This is a genomic window from Vibrio sp. SCSIO 43133 (assembly GCF_023716845.1).
GTDB classification, from domain to species: Bacteria; Pseudomonadota; Gammaproteobacteria; order Enterobacterales; family Vibrionaceae; genus Vibrio; species Vibrio mediterranei.
Genome location: NZ_CP068025.1, coordinates 1,094,491 through 1,115,690 on the forward strand (window position 1 = coordinate 1,094,491; position 21,200 = coordinate 1,115,690).

The 21,200-nt window shown below is 43.4% G+C and carries 19 protein-coding genes; 4 read left to right on the forward strand and 15 right to left on the reverse strand.

Annotated elements, in window-relative coordinates:
• Window positions 1-187: 187 nt before the first annotated feature.
• Entirely contained in the window at window positions 188-1,360 is a 1,173-nt protein-coding gene (locus tag JKJ11_RS21820; protein WP_252039185.1) for a MalY/PatB family protein, read from the forward strand.
• A gap of 31 nt (window positions 1,361-1,391) precedes the next feature.
• Here the strand turns inward: JKJ11_RS21820 and sigZ are convergent, their stop codons facing one another.
• From sigZ to JKJ11_RS21855, 7 genes are all read right to left on the reverse strand, one after another.
• Entirely contained in the window at window positions 1,392-1,928 is a 537-nt protein-coding gene (gene sigZ, locus JKJ11_RS21825) for an RNA polymerase sigma factor SigZ (protein WP_006070415.1), read from the reverse strand.
• 94 nt (window positions 1,929-2,022) lie between these two features.
• Entirely contained in the window at window positions 2,023-3,156 is a 1,134-nt protein-coding gene (locus JKJ11_RS21830; RefSeq protein WP_252039187.1) for a DUF1501 domain-containing protein, read from the reverse strand.
• Between the two features lie 6 nt (window positions 3,157-3,162).
• Window positions 3,163-4,524, reverse strand: coding sequence for a DUF1800 domain-containing protein (locus tag JKJ11_RS21835; protein ID WP_252039189.1), 1,362 nt, complete (start codon window positions 4,522-4,524; stop codon window positions 3,163-3,165).
• A 125-nt stretch (window positions 4,525-4,649) separates the two neighbouring features.
• A complete protein-coding gene (locus JKJ11_RS21840; RefSeq protein ID WP_006070412.1) occupies window positions 4,650-5,000 on the reverse strand; it encodes a hypothetical protein in 351 nt (116 codons plus the stop codon).
• A gap of 27 nt (window positions 5,001-5,027) precedes the next feature.
• A complete protein-coding gene (locus JKJ11_RS21845) occupies window positions 5,028-6,344 on the reverse strand; it encodes a peptidoglycan DD-metalloendopeptidase family protein (protein ID WP_006070411.1) in 1,317 nt (438 codons plus the stop codon).
• A gap of 138 nt (window positions 6,345-6,482) precedes the next feature.
• Window positions 6,483-6,791 (reverse strand): isoamylase early set domain-containing protein, encoded by a 309-nt coding sequence (locus JKJ11_RS21850; protein WP_252039190.1) that lies wholly within the window; start codon window positions 6,789-6,791, stop codon window positions 6,483-6,485.
• 123 nt (window positions 6,792-6,914) lie between these two features.
• Window positions 6,915-7,541 carry a hypothetical protein gene (locus JKJ11_RS21855; RefSeq protein WP_038166986.1) on the reverse strand — a complete coding sequence of 209 codons (627 nt, stop codon included), beginning with the start codon at window positions 7,539-7,541 and terminating at the stop codon, window positions 6,915-6,917.
• Between the two features lie 299 nt (window positions 7,542-7,840).
• Between JKJ11_RS21855 and JKJ11_RS21860 the strand changes: the two genes are divergently transcribed.
• Window positions 7,841-9,211: a YjiH family protein gene (locus tag JKJ11_RS21860; protein ID WP_062456048.1), complete on the forward strand. Its 1,371-nt coding sequence runs from the start codon at window positions 7,841-7,843 to the stop codon at window positions 9,209-9,211.
• Window positions 9,212-9,667: 456 nt separating this feature from the next.
• Here the strand turns inward: JKJ11_RS21860 and JKJ11_RS21865 are convergent, their stop codons facing one another.
• The gene (locus JKJ11_RS21865; RefSeq protein WP_107306032.1) at window positions 9,668-10,792 is read right to left on the reverse strand and encodes a carbohydrate porin; all 1,125 of its coding nucleotides are present in this window, start codon (window positions 10,790-10,792) and stop codon (window positions 9,668-9,670) included.
• Window positions 10,793-11,404: 612 nt separating this feature from the next.
• Here JKJ11_RS21865 and JKJ11_RS21870 point away from each other — a divergent pair.
• Window positions 11,405-11,587, forward strand: coding sequence for a hypothetical protein (locus JKJ11_RS21870; protein WP_038227355.1), 183 nt, complete (start codon window positions 11,405-11,407; stop codon window positions 11,585-11,587).
• 62 nt (window positions 11,588-11,649) lie between these two features.
• On the opposite strand, the gene JKJ11_RS21875 is transcribed toward JKJ11_RS21870, so the two are convergent.
• From JKJ11_RS21875 to JKJ11_RS21890, 4 genes are all read right to left on the reverse strand, one after another.
• Complete coding sequence (locus JKJ11_RS21875) at window positions 11,650-13,077, reverse strand: sucrose-6-phosphate hydrolase (RefSeq protein WP_252039191.1); 1,428 nt, start codon at window positions 13,075-13,077, stop codon at window positions 11,650-11,652.
• 80 nt (window positions 13,078-13,157) lie between these two features.
• Window positions 13,158-14,519 carry a PTS transporter subunit EIIC gene (locus tag JKJ11_RS21880; RefSeq protein WP_252039193.1) on the reverse strand — a complete coding sequence of 454 codons (1,362 nt, stop codon included), beginning with the start codon at window positions 14,517-14,519 and terminating at the stop codon, window positions 13,158-13,160.
• A gap of 199 nt (window positions 14,520-14,718) precedes the next feature.
• Window positions 14,719-15,435, reverse strand: a complete 717-nt coding sequence (locus JKJ11_RS21885) for a GntR family transcriptional regulator (RefSeq protein ID WP_124941447.1) — start codon at window positions 15,433-15,435, stop codon at window positions 14,719-14,721.
• A gap of 6 nt (window positions 15,436-15,441) precedes the next feature.
• Window positions 15,442-16,449, reverse strand: coding sequence for a LacI family DNA-binding transcriptional regulator (locus JKJ11_RS21890; RefSeq protein WP_006070401.1), 1,008 nt, complete (start codon window positions 16,447-16,449; stop codon window positions 15,442-15,444).
• Between the two features lie 165 nt (window positions 16,450-16,614).
• Here JKJ11_RS21890 and cscK point away from each other — a divergent pair, with 165 nt between their 5' ends.
• The gene (cscK, locus tag JKJ11_RS21895; RefSeq protein ID WP_252039195.1) at window positions 16,615-17,535 is read left to right on the forward strand and encodes a fructokinase; all 921 of its coding nucleotides are present in this window, start codon (window positions 16,615-16,617) and stop codon (window positions 17,533-17,535) included.
• A gap of 76 nt (window positions 17,536-17,611) precedes the next feature.
• Here cscK and JKJ11_RS21900 read toward each other — a convergent pair whose 3' ends face one another.
• The 3 genes from JKJ11_RS21900 to gabT form a co-directional block, all read right to left on the reverse strand.
• Window positions 17,612-18,151: a GNAT family N-acetyltransferase gene (locus JKJ11_RS21900; RefSeq protein WP_006070399.1), complete on the reverse strand. Its 540-nt coding sequence runs from the start codon at window positions 18,149-18,151 to the stop codon at window positions 17,612-17,614.
• A gap of 173 nt (window positions 18,152-18,324) precedes the next feature.
• Window positions 18,325-19,515, reverse strand: coding sequence for a mannose-6-phosphate isomerase, class I (gene manA, locus JKJ11_RS21905; RefSeq protein ID WP_252039196.1), 1,191 nt, complete (start codon window positions 19,513-19,515; stop codon window positions 18,325-18,327).
• Between the two features lie 390 nt (window positions 19,516-19,905).
• Entirely contained in the window at window positions 19,906-21,180 is a 1,275-nt protein-coding gene (gabT, locus tag JKJ11_RS21910; protein WP_006070397.1) for a 4-aminobutyrate--2-oxoglutarate transaminase, read from the reverse strand.
• Window positions 21,181-21,200: the final 20 nt, after the last annotated feature.

The following is a 21,200-nucleotide window of genomic DNA, read 5'->3' on the forward strand; positions in this document are numbered from 1 at the left end:
GTATAAAACGATCGAAATTGAGTTAGTTGTTCATGTAGGCGTGTACTCCTAGGAAAGTGATAGTGAATTTATAACTCAAGCGGCATGAGAAAACTACTGTTCTGCTCAAAAAAGCAAAATTCTCTGCGTCTTTTTTGAATTAGCACCGTCTAATTTAATGACCACTTATTTATGATAAGAGAAACCTATGTTTAAAGTAACCTCATCAACGTCCGCTACGCAGAACAACTTTATCAAACATGATTCTGCCATGTTGAACCAGTTTTACGGAACAAACGATGTCATACCCTATTGGGTCGCTGATATGGATTTTCCCATTGCAAATCCAATTACGCAGGAATTACAACGTCTTGTTGAGCGCGAAGTTTACGCTTACGAGTTCGACTCTTCTCGAGTTTTTTCAGCCATTGCGCGCTGGAATGAAACAGCACATAACCTGTCATTAGACCCAAATCACTTCGTGCAAGTACCGGGCGTCTTGAGTGCTATTGCCCTGTTGATTCGCCAATTTACCCAGCAAGGCGACGGCGTATTGATTCAAACACCGGTTTATCATCAGTTCCGCAGATTGATTGAATCGGCAGGCAGAGTGGTTGCAGGTAATTCTCTCAAGATCGAAGATGGACACTACACCATCGACTTTGACGATTTTGAGCAGCAACTCAAACAGGGCAATGCCAAAATGGTTCTTTTGTGTAACCCTCATAACCCTGTTGGTCGTGTTTGGACTCGCTCTGAACTTCAAACGATGGTCGATATTGCCCGCCGTTACGATGTGATTATCGTTAGTGACGAAATCCATGCCGATATCGTTTTCGACGCTCATACATTCACATCAATTGTTTCCTTGGGATACGAGAAAGCGGTTTCTATTATTGGCTCACCAGCTAAAAACTTTGGACTTAACAGCATAGCGAACGGATATATATACACCGATAACGACACTTTGTATCAACAAATCAAATCAACCGTGAGTTCATTGGCTATCGACCATGGGAATGCGCTAACAACTTATGCCACCATCGCTGCTTACGAGAAAGGTAGAGAATGGTTTGAAGGCTACTTACAATACACTCAAACCACTGTTCATTGGATCGCAGAGTTTGTTGCCTCATCTTTGCCAGAAATCACCATGTATAAACCTGAGGGTACCAACCAAATCTGGTTCGATTTTTCCAAGTTACAACTAGCGCCGAATGCGCTGAAGTCTTTGCTGGTTAACGAGGCAAAAATGGGGCTGACTCCGGGTGCATGGTTTGGCGAAACCAACCCTAATTACTATCGCATGAATATCGCAGTGGACAGAGCACAGATCCAAGCGTCATTTGCTAGGTTGCACACCGCAATTAAATCTCTCTAAATCCCACTCCCCTTACTGGCTAAGGGGAGATTCACTGCCGATTTAACCACGCTTCCTTTGGAGCATAATCGGTCACACCGCCGTGACCGATTTCGATATCACAACATCGCATGATATGCTCCCTCAGCTTGATTCGGCTTCGTTGAATTCGACTCTTAGCACCAGATAACGATATCCCCATTCGCTCCGCTATCTCTTTTTGAGATATTCCCTCAAGTTCTGCCAGTATTAAAGGTGTGCGATACTGCTCTGGTAATTCATCTATGAGTGGTCTTAAACATTGCGCCACCTCTTGATGAGCCTGCTCTGCCGTATCCGGCTCTTCATGAACAAGATCTTGCGGTAACTGGTCGAAATCACGACGCTGACGGTAGTGATCCATAATCGTATTATGGGCAATGCGAAATAGCCAACTACTCAAACTTCCTTGGGACTTGAGCTGATGTAAATTATCACTCGCTTTGATGTAAACATCCTGCAAAATGTCGTCAACAAAATGCTCATCATCCACTTGTTTCGCGATGTAATTTCTTAGTTTTGTTTTGTGATTTTGCCATTCTGCAAGCATAAACCCAGGCTCCTAACCCCACATTGCCTTAGTTAATCTCTTTAAGACGAAGCAACCCCATAAAAGACGCAACTTTTCTGCCGATGCATTAAGGTCATGATAAAACACGAATAGGCTGAATATCTTGCGTCTCTGGGAAAGTGTTGTTGAGCGTCGTTTGATCCGCCCCCATATGCTGCTCTAATACACCTTTGATGACTGCACGAACATCCAACGTTGGTTGTAAGTCACGCCCCTGATAGAGCTGATTGCTAGCTAATCCTGGCCAATCGGATAAAACCCTAGAGCGTTGTACTGCTCCTCCCATTACCAACATCGCATTGCCTGTGCCGTGATCGGTCCCTTTGGTCCCATTCTCGGCGGCAGTTCGTCCAAACTCACTTGCTGCAATGACCACAGTCGACTGCCATTTTTCGCCTAATGCGGATTTTAACGCTGCCATACCTTGATCAAACTTATTGAGCTGATTGGCAAGTCTTCCTTTGTCCGCCCCTTGCGACGAGTGTGTGTCCCATCCGCCCAGCTCTAGCACTACGATATTAGGCCCATTGGGCGAGCTCACAAACTTGCCAGCCTGCTTGGCTAAGTTGGTAAATTGTTTATTTTGATTGCCGCCCATGGACATTGACTCTAACTTCATTGCTTCTTCAAAGTTTGCAGAGAGTTTGGCATCAGATTGGAACATTTCGGCAAGTAAATTGGCTTGTTCTTCTTTAGCTTTTAGCTTATGAGGAAACCAACTGCTGACTTTGACATCACCTTGAACAATCAATGGTAGCCCGGCATCAATAGCAATCGCTTGGTTGTTCTGTTGTGTCGACAAAAAGCGATTCAACCACCCCACCGGATCAAATGGATCCGTGGAGCCATTTTCTAGAATCTTCTGACCATCAAAGTGAGAACGACTTCGATAGCCAGTGGCACAAGCATGAACAAACATGGCTTGCTTGTCTTGATACATCTGATGAACACTTTTTAATGCTGGATGTAAGCCAAACCCTTTCTCTAACGGGTTAAGCTGATCTTTGGTGAGTGCTATTGTTGGCCGCAACTTTTGGTAATGCTCATCAAAACTTGGTACTACCACATTGAGGCCATCCATCGCGCCGCGAAGTGTTATCCAAATCAGTACATTTGGGCTTTGCGTTGACGCAAAGGAGAAATTGGGTAGCAAGGTAACCAGAGACGCCGCTCCTACGCCTTTCAAAAAATGTCGTCGTGTCGTCATAACCGTTTACCTATATTGAAACTGTGGGCTCATCCAAAGCGCAACAAACTTGGAACTGGCATCTTGTGCCTTTTCTAACGCAGTCAGTAGGTGTTCATCGACTTCATTACCATAAAGGCGTTGTGCAATCTGTGTCACCCTGTCATCCGGGTTCTGTATACTGCGCTCAATCTGGGTAATCAAAAGCTTAGCCACTTGGTTAGCGACTTGCCAACGCTGAGTCAATGCGGCCGAGCTATTATAATCAGCATCGTTATCAGACCATCCTGCGGGCGACCCTGACATAAACGGTTCTTGCCCTAATTGTCTCAACATTGAATGCATCTGCTTCTGGTTGGGTTCAAAATCGGCGCTGCGGAGCACGGCAAAATACCATTCCTGAGGTGTACGAAAACGCAGGCGCTCATCCTTATTTTTGAGGCTGCTATTAATCAATGTCAGATATACCGGAATTAACATGCCTTCGTTATCTATCCAGACTTTGGTGAGTTTATCTACCAATGAAGCATGTCCTACACCGTAGAAATGCTCGACCAATTTGCCACATAGATGTCTTGCGGTATTTTCATGATTTGCAAGATCGCGAAGACAGCTCATGCCCTGTTCTTCACCTTGCTGATCGTACACTTTACCCAATACGTTAATCGCACCAGGTTCATGCATGGTCGATGAAAAGCGATAACCTGGACTGTCCGGTTTAAAGCTCACCGTCCAACCAGTGATACCCTGAGCGAGCTCAACAACATCGTTTTGTGTATAGCCACCATCCACGCCTAAAGTATGCAACTCTAAAATCTCTCGAGCTAAGTTTTCATTGAGTCCTTTATTGCGCTTTTGCCCTGCTTTGGAATTAGGCCCAACTGACTGGTGGTTATCAAGGAAGATCAGCATACTGGGGTGTTGAATCACGCCTACCAGCATACTCGGAAAATCGATAGACCAAAGCTCTCTGATTACTTCATTTTCAACACCAGAAGCAATTGGACGGACTCTACGTGTATCCGCGGAGATCGCAAAATGGTTGCTCCAAAATTGGATTAAACGTTCTTGAAAGCTTAGTGGAGTGTATAGGGTTTGTATGTTTCTCGCATGAACAAGATTGCGGAAGTTTTCTTGAAAAAACGCGTTATTGGTTTTGGTAAACTGTTTTTTCTCTTCTGCGCTTTTTGCTGCCTTTCGTCTTCGATTCAGGTCACCAAAATGTGCCAACATTTCATCGGTAGATGGAAGCGATGAAATCGCCTTATGAGTATAAGCCTGAGCTTTGAGTTGCTCATTTAAACTGGGTTCCAGCTTAGCATCACCAACTCTTGGCCCAAAACCAAATCGCTGCGAAACAATGTATTGAGCAGTGTCCTTGTTCTCCATGGCAACCTCTGTAAGTATGCGATACCTAAAGCATTACACACTAAGCAAAAATTGCACACCTGCCCTGACGATAAAATAACAAACGGCGCTCATTTGAGCGCCGTTTTGACTTTATCCGGATAGGATTAAGAACGTTTAGGTTGCTTGTAAGTCTTACCTGCCGCCTTATACGTGTCACTTTGCTTCATTTCGAACATAGCGTCGAAGAACCAAGCGACAAACTTAATGATATCGTCACCTTCGTTCATAATGTGCTCTACGTATTCTTGCTCGTCACCGTTATCATCGATATCGGTGAATACATGATAAATACGCTGTTCACCATCGACATCCGCTAATGCAAATTGACCGCTTAAACTGTTTGCTGCTTCGACAATCTCTTGGTTCTCGACGCTTTTAAGCTTATTCAATGCATCTGGGAGCGTTTTGAACTCGCAAAGCTGCATGACAAGTAGTTGAAATTCTAGTTGTTGCATTATCAATACCGTTATTAACCTAGCGAACTACAAGCTCGCCAGTTTAGTTTCTTGTTTCTCAAGCATAGAGTCTAACTCATCGCGACGAGCAATAAACTGCTTGAGCTCGTTCTTGGGCACAGAGTCTGCCATAGGAATGTTCGCTCGCATAGCATTAACTGGTCGCCCACGAGAAATCAATTCGTAATGCAAGTGAGGCCCAGTCACTCGCCCAGTCGCTCCAGACAAGCCTATACGAGTACCACGAGTCACTTTTTGCCCTTTCTTCACTAGAATCTTACTTAAATGAAGATAACGAGTCTTGTACGGACCACCATGATCGATAACGATATACTTACCTGCATATGGGTGGTTGCGCACCATAGCAACAACGCCATCACCAGTGGTATAAACATTAGTACCAGTACGAACACCGAAATCAGTACCGTTATGCGGTGCAATCCTGCCTGTTACAGGATGACGACGATTAGGGTTAAAGCCTGAGGTAATTCGATGATTTTTCACCGGATAGCGCATAAATGCACGCTGTAAACTGTCACCTTTGGCATCATAGTACTGGCCATTAGTATGAAGGTAAGCTGAGTACATCGCGCCACGATTAAAGATCTTAATCGCTTGTATTTCAGAGTTACCTGTCGCGGTACCATCAACAAACTGGCTGTTTTTAACAACTTCAAAACGGTCACCAGCACGAAGGTCGCGAGTGAAACTCAGTTTGTCTTTAAGCAGTGTAACAACTTGGTCAATCTCACGAGGGTTTAAACCCAATTTGTTCGCTGAAGAAGAGAAGCTGCCGTGAATTTCACCGACCAAAGCCACGCTTTCCCACACGCCGGGAATAGAGACATCCTTAAATTCAAAGCTACCGTCGTCTAGCCGAGTATAAACGGCTTTCTCGGCCACACTACGTTGAACTTCCAATTGACCGAGTGCGCCAGTGGCTTCATCTTGCCAAAATCGCATCTTGTCACCGGGACGCAGCGTGTCGAGCACTAAGTAATCCAAATCGGTTTCCATTACTGACATCATGTCTGAGTACGGAAAACCAAGTTGGTCGAAAATTTGGCTCAAGCTGTCACCTGACTTTACGGTATAGGCGAATTTAGGTGGTAGTTCAGCTTTGGTTGGCTCAGGAGTGATGGCTTTGGCGATTGGTGAATCATTGAGGTCTAGCTCTACCGTTCCGTTGAGGTTTGAACTAGGCAGACTATGAAGAAACAGAAACGCCGCGATAAGAGGCACGGTAAAAGCTAGGCCGCGTTTTAGTTTTCGTGACGGCGCTTTTGCCGTGCATACGCCGTCTATAGGTTGATTCGATTGCACAATGGTTCCAATGCATTCCATTAAAAAGAGCCAACAGATTAATCGTTTCTTCGGCGAATTGCATCCGATTGAGAGGAAAATTAAGGTAAAACCTGTGATGAGAATGTAAAAAAGCGAAGCTTGTCGCTTCGCTTTCTACAAAATCAGCATTACTGAGAGCTAGGATTCACATGCTTGTTCTGTTTTTACGATACAGTTATCAGCACCGAAGCCATTTGGTACATAGTTATCCGCTTCAGCATCATTAACCCAGTCATTCTCATTCACAAGGTAGCGGAATTGAAATTCCGCGTTTTTTGGCAGACGAGTTTTATATTTGAAAGACTTGGTTTTCGCAACTTTTTTCATTGGCATAGGTTGCCAATCGTGAAACTCTGCTACTAGTACCGCACTTTCAATATTGGTCGCATCCAGTTCGAATGTGACTTCCACTTCATCTTTAGTTTTAAAAAAACGCTTATTGATCATTTGCAAGCTCCGTTTGTCTAAAAAATAACAACATCAAAGTGTCATATTATGTAATCAAGCTCACATTCTCAACATAATAAGTGACAAAGATGCATATCATTTACGGCTGGAAACAAATTCCAATTAACATCCTGTCAATTTGCCATTTTTCAGTGTGCAAACCAGTGAGTTTTCCTTTGTTGGCGTCTCCGCCATTGACTGTTCAGGGCCATGGCTTTTGAACTTCATTGTTACATCCTGTCCAGATAAGTCTAAAGATTCAATATCCACGCGATCCCCTGCTAGTTTAGCGTTAATAAGGATTACTCGCTGTCTTGATTCGTCCCAATTAAACAAGCCAAGGTAATAGAAGACTCCCGAGCCTTGGTTACTCACGGCAAATGGTACAACAGCGAAATGAAGCTTATTGTTTTCAAACATGAGTTGCTTAAATTGATACAGTAGGTATACGTTGCCACGCTCCATACCATCATCATAACTACCTGCAGCCACTTGTTTATCAATATCGATGTCAGTGAGTAGAGAGAACGCACTGGTTTCTGGTACCTGAATTGTCCATGGATTAGCCACCTTCACGCCTAGAATAGTCTCTACGACGACATCGGCCTTTTCTGCTTGATGAGATGGGAATTTGGCCAGTATCTCCTCATCACTCATCGAAAATCGATAGACTCCAGCCACAATGACAACGACGAGAAGACAAAGTGGGATCAGTAAAATCAGTGGCACTGGAAGTTTCTTGCGAGGCATTGTGATGATTCTCAATAAGTTAAGTTCTTCGTTCAGTGTAGCGCTTTCGATTACTAAGCTCAAAGAGTAACAACCCACTATACTTAGACAGATTTACCTAGCCTTAGCACCGAACATTGTTTTGCATATCATTTGCGACATCAGTACTAAATTGTGAATATTTAGTCTTTGTTGATGAATAGTATTGCCTTGATTGATAAAAAGCAGTAATCTTGCGCGCAATGAGCAAATATGGATGTTTAGTGAATAAATAGGCAATGGAATTGTCCATTATTAACTAGTTGTAACACGAGAGAAAAATGCAAAATAGCGCTCAATCTGTTCCTGAGTCTGGAAAGAAAGGCAACTTCTGGATGTTCTTCATCCCGTCTTTAATTGGCCTGTTCCTGTTCATGGCTCCAATCACCTTTGACGGCGGTTTAACTATACCTGTAGCTGTCTTAGCTAAATCACTACAAGCGGCGGTTGGCGATTTCATCGTACCTCTAGTTACAGCTATCATCGCATTTATGGCTATCGCGTCAGTCATCACCCGCATTGCTAAGCCTGCATTCATTAATAACAATGAATTTTTAAACGGTCTATTTAATCCAAGCCCAATGTGGTTAGCAGTTCGTTTGATCGGTGGCTTAGCGGTAGTAATGACGTACTTCCAAGTTGGTCCTCAAGCGATTTGGGAAGAAAATACCGGTGGCCTAGTACTCGAAGGTCTGCTACCTACTCTATTTGCTGTATTTATCTTTGCAGGTTTATTGCTACCTCTTTTACTGAACTTTGGTTTGTTAGAACTATTTGGTGCGTTACTAAGTAAAATCATGCGCCCAGTATTCAACCTACCAGGTCGTGGCGCTATCGACTGTATGGCATCTTGGTTAGGTGACGGTAGTGTTGGTATTCTGCTAACGAGCAAGCAGTACGAAAACAAATTCTACACCATGCGTGAAGCAGCCGTTATTGGTACTACTTTCTCAGCAGTATCAATCACGTTCAGCTTAGTGGTTATCGCTCAGGTTGAGCTTGAGCATCTGTTTTTACCGTTTTATGGCGCTATCTGTTTAGCCGGTGTTGTTGCAGCGATTATCATTCCTCGTTTGCCGCCACTACGTAACAAAAAAGACGTGTTCATTGACGGTACTAAACCAGCTAAAGATGCTGAAGTGATTCCTGAAGGCCATTCTACTTTCTCTTGGGGTCTTGATTTAGCACTTAAACGAGCAGGCACTGTTACCTCTGCAAAATCGGTGTTTGGCGAAGGTATTAAGAATGCCGTAGATATGGTGTTTGGGGTTCTTCCTGTGGTTATGGGCCTAGGTACAGTCGCGCTTGTTATCGCTGAATACACTTCAGTGTTTGAAACGCTCGGTACACCATTTATTCCTTACCTAGAGTTATTGGGCGTACCTGAAGCAGTTGCGGCATCCAAGACTATGGTTGTTGGCTTTGCAGACATGTTTATTCCGTCAATCCTAGCAGCATCAATCAATAGTGAAATGACGCGTTTTGTTATCGCCGCGATGTCCGTTACTCAGCTTATCTACATGTCTGAAGTGGGGGCGCTACTACTTGGTAGCCGTATCCCAGTAAACATCTTCGAACTGTTTGCTATCTTCATCCTGCGTACTTTGATTACGTTACCTGTTATCGCTGGTGTCGCGCATTTGATTTTCTAGTAAAACATATTGCTCAGTTAAAAGGCTCACTTTGGTGGGCCTTTTTTTGTATGACTCATCTTTTGCTTTTCCATTCAAGACATCGTATCGACCATAATTCTACCCTTCCCCTAACTAGTTGTTGTAGTCAATAACAAACTCGCTAATTTTAGCCCCCATATGGCAACACAGTAGTGTTGTCTTTGATTGTTAGACGATTCATACTGCCATTCGATACGAGCCAACATCGCGTAACGTAGAGGCTTTTTGAAGAGATAAGTTATGAGGAAATCAATGAGAACATCATGGTAACGGTGGGACATGGTAAGCGTTCACCGAAGACAAGATGCAGGCGGAGTGTTTCGGCGTAATCTTAGGCAGTTGTACGACGATTGAAGCTAGTAGTCTAAACAAGAAAACGGAGCCGATGGGCTCCGTTTATATAAGGCAGTGTTTCTGTTCTATACGGCTAAGCGCTTAGAAGAAGTACTTGAAGCGTACACGAACACCTTTGTCTGTGTCTTCTGCAAATAGGTCTTCCATATCAGTTTTGTTATCAACTGTTGTGTAGTAAGCACCTAGGTAGATAGAGAAGTCTTCAACTTGTAGTACGTCCGCAAACTCGTAAGAAGCATATACTGTGTCAACTTTAACGTTACCTTCAGCCCAGCCTGTGATCTTCTTGTTTTCGTAGTCGTTGTTAGCGTGGATATAACCTAAACCGAAGCCTTTGTATAACGCGTTCACACCAGTTGTTAGGTTGGTTTCGTCAACTGCATCCATGTATGCAAAGTTAGCAATTAAGTTCCAATCTGCTGTTGTGTAGTTTGCTGTCACACCATAACCGATACGGTCAGAGATATCGATTTCTTGACCGCCTTGTGTAACGATTACCGCATCTTTCACAAGGTTGGCTTCCATAGAAGCCGCGATACCAAAGTTACCAGCTTGATAACCTACGACTGGACGCAGAAGGACTGAATCCTTGTTGTTTTCTACTTGTTGACCATGGTAAGTAACTTGATTACCGACTGTGCTTGTTCCAAACAATACTGAACGGTCACCGATCATAGAAGCAAGTTCTACATATAGGTTGTCGAAAGATTGGCTGTACATGATTTGACCATCAGAACCACGACCACGACCTTCTTTCATTTGATAAACGTAAGCAGCGCCGTCTTGGTATAGATCGTTAGCAGTATCACCTGAATACTCTAGGAACGTATCTTGACCAACAGGGAACATATCGAATGCTTCGAAACGACCCATACGTAGGTTCCAACCGTCTTGTTTACCGAATGCAAACCATGCGTCATCCAGTGCAACGTTACCGCTACTTTCCATCAGAGGTTGAACGTTTACTTGGAAAATGTGACCAGTATCAGTGTAACGCTCGCCAGCAAACTCAAGAAGAATACGACCAGATTGGTTGAATTCGTTGTTTTCTTGGCCTTCACGGTCTTGGAAGTTGAAGTCAAATTCAACGTCACCACCGATAGAGAACTTACCAGTTTCAGTATCAGTGATCGCGATACCAGCGTTTGCCGCCATTGCAGAAGAAACAAGTACTGCAGCTAGCGATAGTTTGAAAGTATTTTTCATTATTAACCCCAAGGATTGTAATTAACTATTTTTGTTATTTTTTAAAAGCTATTGAGTTGTCGTGAATAAGCGTCGTTAAACTTTGAAAACTCATTCACCAGTCACATCACTCAAAAGTTTGAAAATCATGTACCGAATGAACGAGACAAATTTTCACTAATATCCCGACATGCAGCAATCCTAAGAATTTGAAAATGCCTATCTAAATCACGTTTTTATAAAAATACAAATACTCTTATTTATCAATGCCTTATATATAAATAAATATACATTTAGCTTTAAAAACATTTATTGAGGTAATTTAGGGGAACTTTTTGGCGGATAAATTACTTTCAGTGATCTTGCTCACACACATAGTAATTCTTAACTACTATTTAAATTATTAATTATCAGTTTCCAAAATGTAACAATGGTGTGAATGTATTTTCTATATCACCTCTAATGCTCATGTTTATTTTTTCCACACTATTTGTATTGCCTTTCTATTAATCTAGTTCTCGTTATCCATGCAGTGTCACAGATATCAAGTGTAACAATATGCATAAAAAGCCTTGCTATTAGACTCATATGGTCTAAGTTAGAGATAAGGAAAAACAAAGGAGTGATGCTGATATGAACCATGCGCTAGAAAAAGACATTGTCGACGCTATGCATCATTTAAATACTGAGCAGCTTCGCGACGTGAAGCGATTTGTTGAGCGTTTATCAACACGCCAACAGCCCAGTGATTTGGTTACGGAAGAAGAATTAGCCATGATTATGGAACTAAGCACATCCAAGCGAAGCTACCGCTAATCTAGACGAGTGACCATACCTAACAAAAACGACCAGCCTCGGCTGGTCGTTTTTGTTTTCATCTATTCGTAATGAATACCACTTAAGTAATGTATCTGTCCGGTTGCTTTGGACAAATGAAGTTGGTTCAAATCGCTAACGAAAATACGTGATGTGAATACCGTCTCTCCGAAGTCACAGAATATTTCAATACTGGAATGGTCGACAAACACACGCACTAGGCTGTCATTACTTTGCCGCAGAGCGTATCGAACTGTGCCAAACTGCTCAGCATGTGTTTCCGTCACATGTGTCCTGTCTAAGCACCACTCCGTTTCATTGCCAGAAAACGTCATTTTGTCGCCACTCTGATTAGCAAACTCTATAACAAAGTCTTGCTCCACACTCACTTCAAGTTCAAAAGCTCGACTAATTAGTTCATGTTGTGGCCTTAATACTTTACTACTTTCGCGCAAGTCAGTAAGTTCCACGAGCGGTGTTTGGCGCAGTTTATTACCTTCTATGCTTATCTCTCTTGGCAATGTCAGCATATGCGCCCAGTAATTCTTATCCGTTGGATACTCGCTTTTCGAATTACCTAACCAACCAATCAGAATGCGGCGTCCTTTGTTGTCTAAATAAGTTTGAGGGGCATAGAAATCAAAGCCTTTATCGAGTTCAAAGTAGCCCTGATGTTCGAACTTAAGATTCTCAGTATCTAACGGTTTACCAACGATATAGACCACAGAAAACACATTATTAAAATCGTACTTACTATCAGAAGTGACGCCTTGAGGAGAGAAAATAAAGACGCCACTACCAGCCTCCTCATAGTAGTTAGGGCACTCCCACATATAACCAAACTCACCAATGCCTATATCAACATTCCCCTTGTATTGGTAGGCATCGATTTGTCTCCCGTGATAAAGCGCCAACTTACCTTGCTGTTGATGGCTCTCAGCACCAATCAACATATAATAGTCATCTTCTCTCTTTATTGTGACAGGGTCACGCATGTTATGTGTGTAGTGTTGAGAGTTGTAGTCAACAACGACTCCTTTCTTCTCTATCTTCCCTTCTTTATCCATCACAGCGAGAACTTGAGTCGGGTGACCGCTGTTTGGTTCATATACCAAATGTCCGGTATACAGCAGGTTAAGCTGCTCACCCTCAACGACTGCCACACCAGTATGACACCCGTGTTGGTCGTAATCCTGATCAGGATACAGTGCGACTCCTCTATCTTTGAAGTGCACGAAATCCTTCGTTGATACGTGATACCAATGCTTAAGTCCATGAACGGGCCCTAATGGAAACCATTGATAGAAAATATGATGTTCACCATTAAAGTAACTAAGCCCATTTGGGTCATTAACCAACCCATGTTTGGGTGCTATATGGTAACTCGGATAATAGGGGTCATTTTGAGTCAATGACTCAATATGTTCCAGATACTCTGCTGACACTTCGTCTAGCCGCACGAAGCGGTTTTGACGATTAGAAAAATCCATAACGACTCACTGTAGCTTTAAAACGCAAAATCCCTTCATGTCACCTAGTCGCGTCCATGAAGGGATAAAAAGGAAATAACTTATTGAGGTTCTTTGTAGAACAACTTAGTCATGACAAAAGCTACCAAAGCAGCAACCAACATGACCACGATATACATACCAAGACCACCACCGAGGTACAGCAGCATTCCAGGAAGCATCGTCGCCCCCGTACCCGCTGAACCAATTCCTGCGATAGCACCTAGGCAGCCACCGATTGCACCGCCAACGCATCCATAAAGGAATGGCTTAACGCGAGGTAAGGTCACTGCAAACATTGCTGGTTCAGTAATACCAAATAACGCAGGTAGCGCTGCCCCAAACATGCCTGACTTTTTCACCTTGCTGGTTTGCATAGTCATCACCGCAATCGCCGCACCAAATTGACCTGCAATCGCAGCGGTACCCAGTGGGTTGATATAGTCAAAACCAGTTTCTGTCACCATGGCAATGGTAATTGGCACGATAGTATGGTGCATACCCGTAACGGCCATGAACTGAATCGCGCCACCGTAAATCAAACCGCCAATACCGTATGGAATTTGTAAAAAATACACCACTACATCGGTAATTAGCTTTTCGATACCTAATAGTAATGGTCCAACGAAAACTAATCCTGCAATCAGCGACACCAACAGTGTAATGAATGGAGTAAGGATAAGATCCAACACCTCCGGCACGTACTTGCGTGATGTTTTCTCAACAGTTGCAGCAAACCAACCCATAAACACGGCAGGTAAGATAGAACTTTGCAAGCCAGTGACGGCAATATTAAAGCCGAAGAATGGAATCATCAGTGCTTCTGCATTACCAAAAGCGACATCCCATTTGCTTGCTAATTGAGGAGCAACCAGCATCAATCCGAGTACAATACCGAGTACTGGATTGCCACCGAACACTCTCATCGCTGACCATGTCACTAAGACTGGAATAAAGATAAACGCGGTATCAGTAAGCACTTGAGACAGCGTCGTCAATTGAGGTGACAATTCCACCCCAAAGCCATTAACGATCAGTCCGCGCAATCCCATCAATAAACCTGTCGCAACTAGCGCAGGAATAATGGCAACAAAGATATCTGAAAACGTACGAGTCACTCGTTGGAAAGCACTACCCGCTTGCTCTTTTTTCGGTGCGGCACTGGTTTCAACATCACCATTGCCTGTTAATATCGCAAACACCTTACCAACAAAGCCCGTACCTAGTATGACTTGGTGTTGGCCATTTTTAAAAAAGTAACCGTGAACGCCTTCTGTTTCGCCTAGTTTTTCCGCATCGACTTTAGAGTCGTCTTTCGTCACGACCCGCAATCGCGTTGCACAATGTGTCAACTGCTCGATATTGGTTTCTCCACCAAGCAGCGCCATCACTTCTGTTGCAACGATTTGAGCATTTCTTGCCATTTTTTCGTTCTCTCCCAAGAGCACAAGATAACAACCTGTATTCAACATGTATTAATGTAATACAGGATAAATACAAGTTGTATCTATTTGTGCTTTTGAACTTTAGAAACGTGCTTATCATCACATTCAATAATAGTTAGCTCAGATACAAAAAAACCACCTCATTAAGAGGTGGCTTGGTAACTAATTGATAAGATTATTAAAGTCTGGCAGTTATCTCAAAGTCATAGACACTGGACTTATAATAGACAATGGAGTACTCATAAGGCTGAGATTCAGTGCGAAAATTGATCGATTCATTGATCAGTATCGGCTCTAACTTATCTACAGACAGCTGCTTTTGAATGAATAGGCTTGGCAACGCTGGTTTTATCTTTTGTTGTGTTTTCACCATTTCAATATCACGTTGCTTAAGATAAGCAAATTTGGAGCCCGAAAGAGACTGGGCATCTAAATCTGGAAGTAACGCCCATGGTATATAGAAATCTTCGTAAGAAACAACCTGTTGATTTACAACGCGCAGTCGACCGCAATGATAGACGAGATCGCCCACTGTTATAGACAGCTTGGAGGCTAATGATTCATCTGCTTCCACCTTCTCAAAGTGAATCACTTGGTTGTGAGCCTCAAGCCCCGCTCCCTGCAACTCTTGAGCAAAGCCCGCCATCCCTAAGAAATCATGCTTAAGTTTTTGATGAGCAACAAAAGTACCTTTACCTTTTTCGGAGGTGGTATAGCCAATATCGGCAAGTTGACCTAACGCCTTTCTGACCGTGACACGACTTACACCTAAACTCTCTACTAACTGATTCTCAGAAGGCAACTTCGAGCCTTGCGGATATAGCCCTTCATCAATCCGCTGTTTTAGCGTATCGGCCACTTGAATATATAAAGGCTGTAGAGATTTTGATTCCATGTCCGGTTAGTAACTCCGCTGATGAAGGTGCGCTTTAACACTAATCTTGCTTTGATATTGAGAATTAGACAAGGTCTTTTGTAGACAGTCAAAAATCTCCGACGCTAATTCGACACAATTTTGCTCTATAGAGTTTATTGGTAACGGTAAGCAGTCCAATATGGCGTAATTATCAAACGTAGCAATTCGCATCCGAGCATTGGTTGCTGTTGCAAACAGATCATGTTCGTTAAGGTAGCGCAGCACCCCTTCTAACAATGAATAAGATGCCGTAAATAAACAGTGTGGCAATCGACCAAGTTCATCAACACACGCAGCCATCATGTCGTAACCACTTGAAGGCTGATAATCACGATTGAACACTAAGCTCTGATTCAACGGAATTTGGTTTGTAGCTAACGCATCTACATAACCTTGATAGCGTTCTTTACTTGGTGAAAGTTCTAATTGTCCACCAATAAAAACACACTCTGCCACGTTTTTCGTATGTTCCGTTAATAACAGTCTCGTTGCATCGTAAGCGTCAGTGGTCACCATATTAAAATCTGAAGATTCGAACGAACGGTCAAAGAAAACAAGCGGAAGATCGTCAGGTAATCCGCTATAGAAAGCATCACTGGTGAGACAAGACGCAATCATGATGCCGTCGACTTGACGTGATATTAGATTGTCTACTGCGCGCATTTCTGTTTCAGGGTTATCATCGGTTGAAGCCAGTAATAACTGATAGCCTGATGCTAAGCAGAGACGTTCTAATTCTTTGGCAATAGACGCAAAACCAAGGTTGAGTAGGTCGGGGATCACAAGTCCAAAAGTAGAGCTCTTTTTCGATTTTAGCGCTCGGGCATAAACACTAGGCGAATAGTTATTCTCTTGCACAACATGCAGTACTCTCTCCACGGTTTCTTTCGTGATTCGATGCTTTTCTGCATGCCCATTCAATACAAAACTCACCGTTGATTTCGATACACCAGCGAGTTTTGCTATGTCAGCAAGTTTTAATTTTTTGCTCATTCCTTCCTACTCATCCACTCGGTCAGTTTGATCTTATTTTCCTAAAAGATCGTGTGTGAGATCACAAATTCATTTTCAATCCATTAGAGGTCTATTAAAACACATTTTCTTTGCTAAATCGATTTAGTAAACTAAAAACAACTTAGTTAATACAGGATTTTTCTCATGAGCAAAGTGTGGGTAACCGGAGATGCTGTCGTAGATTTAATACCAGATACGGCAACTACCTATTTGAAATGTCCAGGTGGTGCGCCTGCAAACGTAGCTGTAGCTATCGCACGTTTAGGTGGTAACACTGGATTTTTCGGTCGCGTCGGACAAGACCCGCTAGGTCGCTTTATGAAGCAGACTTTGAGCGACGAACACGTCAATACCGACTATATGCTGCTTGATGAGCAACAGCGCACTTCTACCGTTATTGTTGACTTAGATGACAGCGGTGAGCGCAGCTTTACCTTTATGGTTAAGCCTAGTGCCGACCAGTTTATGCAAAAAAGTGACATTCCTGCTTTCGAAAAAGGCGAGTGGCTGCACGTTTGTTCAATCGCCCTTGCCAATGAACCTAGCCGCAGTTCTACGATTGACGCAATGAAACAAATTAAGGCTGCTGGAGGCTTTGTTAGCTTCGACCCCAACTTACGTGATGAGGTCTGGGGCGATCAAAACTTAATCAAACCTGTTTGCCGAGAAGCTATTGCGCTGGCCGATGTAGTTAAGTTTTCAGATGACGAACTCATGTTCCTCACAGACACCAATACCTTAGAAGCAGGTATTGAAGCACTTGAATCCTTTAGCAATACATTGGTCTTGATTACTCAAGGAGCGAAAGGAGCACTGGTTATTCGTGGCGCACAACAAGAGTTGATTGCTGGCACTCCAGTAAAACCCGTCGATACGACAGGTGCAGGCGATGCCTTTGTTGGTGGTCTGCTAACTCGCCTGTCGAAAACAGAAAGCTGGGTAAATGATGAAACCATTCATGACGCTGTACGATGGGCTAACGGTTGTGGGGCATTGGCAACCACGCAAAAAGGCGCAATGACCGCACTGCCTAATGAAAAAGCACTTTTGGAATACATCAAGTAGCTCCTGACACAACACAAAAACGCCTAACATGATTCATGTTAGGCGTTTTTTTAATTCGATTGTTTGAAAAGGCAAACTACACCGACACAACACACTGTTCCATCAACGCTTCTGGATTTTTCCATACATAAATAAACTCATCGACGTGGCGCCCACATGGCGATTCGCCACGCTGTTTCATCGCTCTGTTCGCACCTATGGATTCATAGAACTTAATGGCGTTCGAATTATCCGCCAGTACCTCCAAAAACACACCATTGTCCGGATAGTACTTACTTGCCCATTCCATCGCCAACGCAATCAGTTTCTTCGCCACACCTTTGCCTTGCGCACTTGCCCTAACGTGAAGGTTATCAATGATAGTACCGAACTCGACATTGTGATTACCAAACAGGCAGATAAAACCCGCTAATTCGCCTTGGTGCTCGGCAATAATGACATGTTGGCTGAAAGGAGGGTTTAATAGTCGGGTTTGCCAAATCAGTTGCTTGTCTTCAAGAACCGACTCGTCTAAATACGACTGACGCATGATGCCTTTATAGGCTTTTTGCCAACTTACCGCGTGTAGTTCCGCCACACTTTGGTAGTCAGAATATTCTGCTACTCTAAATTCCATTTTATAGTACCTACTGCTTAAGTTTTTACATATCCTTTCATTACATACTAATTATCTGCAACTAAAATGCAATCCATGCTGCATAAGTAATAGGCAAGTTGCACAAAAAAAGGGAGATCTTTCACGATCTCCCTTTATAAGTAGGATTACTGCCCTACTGGCAGCATATTACGCTAGCAATAGGCTCTTGCGAACTTGCCAGCACAAGTCACGCTGTAGTTACCCGCAGAAGCAGGGATGAACACTGAATGACCGCGTTCAACCGCAATGGTTTCGCCACCTAGATGCGTCAATACGATTGGCTCATCCAATGCAAATAGAATCTCTGGTGTTGTGACGTTGACAAATCGGTCTTGCTGGTCAACGTAGACGCTAAATTTAAAGTCTTCTACCGGAATTGGATAGTGCTCTGCACCATTATCCATTTCTGGTTGAGTTAACAACTCCTCACGCAGCTTAGGTTCAAAAATGGTACAAGAAGCCAGCTCTTCAACATCAATGTGTTTTGGCGTTAGGCCTGCACGAAGTACGTTGTCTGAACTCGCCATAATTTCAAGTCCAGTACCACGACAGTATGCGTGTGGAGTACAAGCGTGAAGGAACATCGCTTCGCCCGGCTCAAGCGTCAATACGTGTAAGAATAATGGAGAGAAAAGACCGATATCACCAGGGTAGAGATCTTTTAGCCATAAGATGAGTTCAAAGGTTTCGTCGCCTTGTTTGGTCTCAGCGAAAGCAAGCAACTTATTCAATGCCGTATCTTTTGCTTGGCCGTCAAGCTTCAGCATACTAACAAACAACGCCTCAAGACCTGTTGCGTCCAGAGATGTTTTATAAGCATTAATAAGAGGCGCTAACTCCTCAATATTAAGCTGTTCGAAGTTGTTTAAGATCTCTTCATAAGAGCGGAAGCCATTCATTGCTTGGTAACGTGTCAATGCGTAAACCAACTCTGGTTTATGGTTTGGATCTTTATAATTGCGGTTTGCTGCGTTACGGGCGATACCAGCGGCTTCTTCTTTGGCAAACCCTTGTTCTGCTTGAGCTTTGCTCGGGTGAACCTGAATAGACAAAGCGCTCGCTGCAGCAAGGACTTTGAACAGGTAAGGCAGCTCACCAAATTTCTGGCTAATGGCTTCACTCAAAACATCACTTAGGTTATCAGTAACAAACTGATCCAGACGCAAAGTCTTATCTGCGGTGACCACTTCAGAGCAGCCGCCTGGGTGTGCACCCATCCAGATCTCAGCTTGTGGTTTGTTATCTGGGTTGGCAATGCCAAACAGAGTGTTAATAGACGTCACGCTACCCCAAGCATAATCTTGGATTACGTTCTGCATAGGTAAGAAATGTTGATGTTTCATTTTTCAGTCCAAGCGATTATTAAATTCTTCTGAGCAGCAATGTATCTTAATCATGGTGTCGAGATTTTGATCACTCTCATTTTGTCAGCACAAATTAGCAGACTTTAGAGTAAAACTGTATAGTTTTTAAGTAAGAGATTGAAAAAAGATATTCAACGCAGAAATGGTATCTTCGGGAAGAAACCAATCCATTAACCCGCTGTAATCAATACATTTTATTTCATAGCTTAAGCGGTTAGAGAGTATTAACCGCTGAAGGGAACAGGCAAAAACTGTGATAGACCCAAGATACAATTTGGTTTATCACTCCTAGACAAATTGCCATGAACATTAAAAAAGCCCCCTCGGGCTCGAATCGAGGGGGCTTATATTATCCTACGTAACGTCGTTCTATTTCGCTACTTCTGCGATGATGGCTTCCAGTTTGTCTAAACCTTCTGCCAATACATCTGATTCAATCGTTAGTGGCGGGAGCAAGCGAATAACATTGGCTTTAACGCCACAAGACAACAGAATTAAACCATTTTCTTGTGCTTTGCTAATCACCGCTTTGGTAACATCTTGAAGTGGTTGCCCCGATTGTGGATCGGTAAACTCAATCGCCATCATTGCACCAATGGTGCGAATCTCACCAATCGCAGGCACCGTTTTTTGAAGCTCAGCCATACGTGCATTAACCACTTCACCAATACCTTGGGCTTTAGCGCATAGCTGCTCTTCTTCAATTATCTTAAGCACTTCCAAACCGGCAACACAGCCTAATGGAGAACCAGCATAAGTACCGCCTAAACCACCTGGTAACGCAGAATCCATAACTTCCGCTTTACCTACAACAGCAGAGATTGGAAAACCACCAGCAATGCCTTTCGCCATCGTCATCATATCTGGTTCAATATCCAGATACTCCGTTGCGAACATTTTACCGGTGCGGGCAAAGCCTGTTTGGATTTCATCGGCTATTAGCATAATACCGTGCTGGTCACAAAGGCTGCGTAGTGCCTGAGCAAATTCCGCTGGCGCTTGGTAAAAACCACCCTCGCCCTGTACAGGCTCAAAAATGATCGCAGCAACGCGACTAGGTTCAATATCGCAAGCAAACAAATCTTGTAATGCCTGTAAGCTATCTTCTGTGCTGATGCCGTGGAACGCATTTGGATAAGGTGCATGGTAGATTTCGTTCGGGAAAGGACCGAAGCCCGCTTTGTATGGTGCGATTTTTCCAGTCAATCCCATGGTCATATTGGTACGACCGTGAAAACCACCTTTAAAGGCAATGACGCCGCTACGCCCAGTATGAGCACGTGCTACTTTCACCGCGTTTTCAACCGCTTCGGCACCCGTTGTTAGGAAAATAGCTTTCTTTTCCGAGTCGCCCGGAGCAATGTCAGTCAGCTTTTCTGCCAGCTCAACAAAAGATTCATACGGTGTCACCATAGCGCAAGTATGAGAGAAGTTGTCGATCTGGGCTTTTACAGCGTCAGTGATGCGCGAGTTTGAGTGACCAGTATTTGTCACCGCGATGCCCGCTGCAAAATCAATGTATTTGTTACCATCGACATCCCATACATGAGCGTTGTCAGCCTTCTCAACATAAAGTGGGTACAGCGCGCCCATACCCTGAGCGATAACTTTGCTTCTTCTTTCGTGTAGTTGTTGGTTTTTCATTGTTTAATCCTTTATTTGTT

What these genes read in the sequence shown, in the direction of transcription:
- JKJ11_RS21820 (WP_252039185.1), top strand. Translation starts at nt 188, where the DNA reads ATGTTTAAAGTAACCTCATCAACGTCCGCTACGCAGAACAACTTTATC.
- sigZ (WP_006070415.1), bottom strand. Translation starts at nt 1,928, where the DNA reads ATGCTTGCAGAATGGCAAAATCACAAAACAAAACTAAGAAATTACATC.
- JKJ11_RS21830 (WP_252039187.1), bottom strand. Translation starts at nt 3,156, where the DNA reads ATGACGACACGACGACATTTTTTGAAAGGCGTAGGAGCGGCGTCTCTG.
- JKJ11_RS21835 (WP_252039189.1), bottom strand. Translation starts at nt 4,524, where the DNA reads ATGGAGAACAAGGACACTGCTCAATACATTGTTTCGCAGCGATTTGGT.
- JKJ11_RS21840 (WP_006070412.1), bottom strand. Translation starts at nt 5,000, where the DNA reads ATGCAACAACTAGAATTTCAACTACTTGTCATGCAGCTTTGCGAGTTC.
- JKJ11_RS21845 (WP_006070411.1), bottom strand. Translation starts at nt 6,344, where the DNA reads ATGGAATGCATTGGAACCATTGTGCAATCGAATCAACCTATAGACGGC.
- JKJ11_RS21850 (WP_252039190.1), bottom strand. Translation starts at nt 6,791, where the DNA reads ATGATCAATAAGCGTTTTTTTAAAACTAAAGATGAAGTGGAAGTCACA.
- JKJ11_RS21855 (WP_038166986.1), bottom strand. Translation starts at nt 7,541, where the DNA reads ATGCCTCGCAAGAAACTTCCAGTGCCACTGATTTTACTGATCCCACTT.
- JKJ11_RS21860 (WP_062456048.1), top strand. Translation starts at nt 7,841, where the DNA reads ATGCAAAATAGCGCTCAATCTGTTCCTGAGTCTGGAAAGAAAGGCAAC.
- JKJ11_RS21865 (WP_107306032.1), bottom strand. Translation starts at nt 10,792, where the DNA reads ATGAAAAATACTTTCAAACTATCGCTAGCTGCAGTACTTGTTTCTTCT.
- JKJ11_RS21870 (WP_038227355.1), top strand. Translation starts at nt 11,405, where the DNA reads ATGAACCATGCGCTAGAAAAAGACATTGTCGACGCTATGCATCATTTA.
- JKJ11_RS21875 (WP_252039191.1), bottom strand. Translation starts at nt 13,077, where the DNA reads ATGGATTTTTCTAATCGTCAAAACCGCTTCGTGCGGCTAGACGAAGTG.
- JKJ11_RS21880 (WP_252039193.1), bottom strand. Translation starts at nt 14,519, where the DNA reads ATGGCAAGAAATGCTCAAATCGTTGCAACAGAAGTGATGGCGCTGCTT.
- JKJ11_RS21885 (WP_124941447.1), bottom strand. Translation starts at nt 15,435, where the DNA reads ATGGAATCAAAATCTCTACAGCCTTTATATATTCAAGTGGCCGATACG.
- JKJ11_RS21890 (WP_006070401.1), bottom strand. Translation starts at nt 16,449, where the DNA reads ATGAGCAAAAAATTAAAACTTGCTGACATAGCAAAACTCGCTGGTGTA.
- cscK (WP_252039195.1), top strand. Translation starts at nt 16,615, where the DNA reads ATGAGCAAAGTGTGGGTAACCGGAGATGCTGTCGTAGATTTAATACCA.
- JKJ11_RS21900 (WP_006070399.1), bottom strand. Translation starts at nt 18,151, where the DNA reads ATGGAATTTAGAGTAGCAGAATATTCTGACTACCAAAGTGTGGCGGAA.
- manA (WP_252039196.1), bottom strand. Translation starts at nt 19,515, where the DNA reads ATGAAACATCAACATTTCTTACCTATGCAGAACGTAATCCAAGATTAT.
- gabT (WP_006070397.1), bottom strand. Translation starts at nt 21,180, where the DNA reads ATGAAAAACCAACAACTACACGAAAGAAGAAGCAAAGTTATCGCTCAG.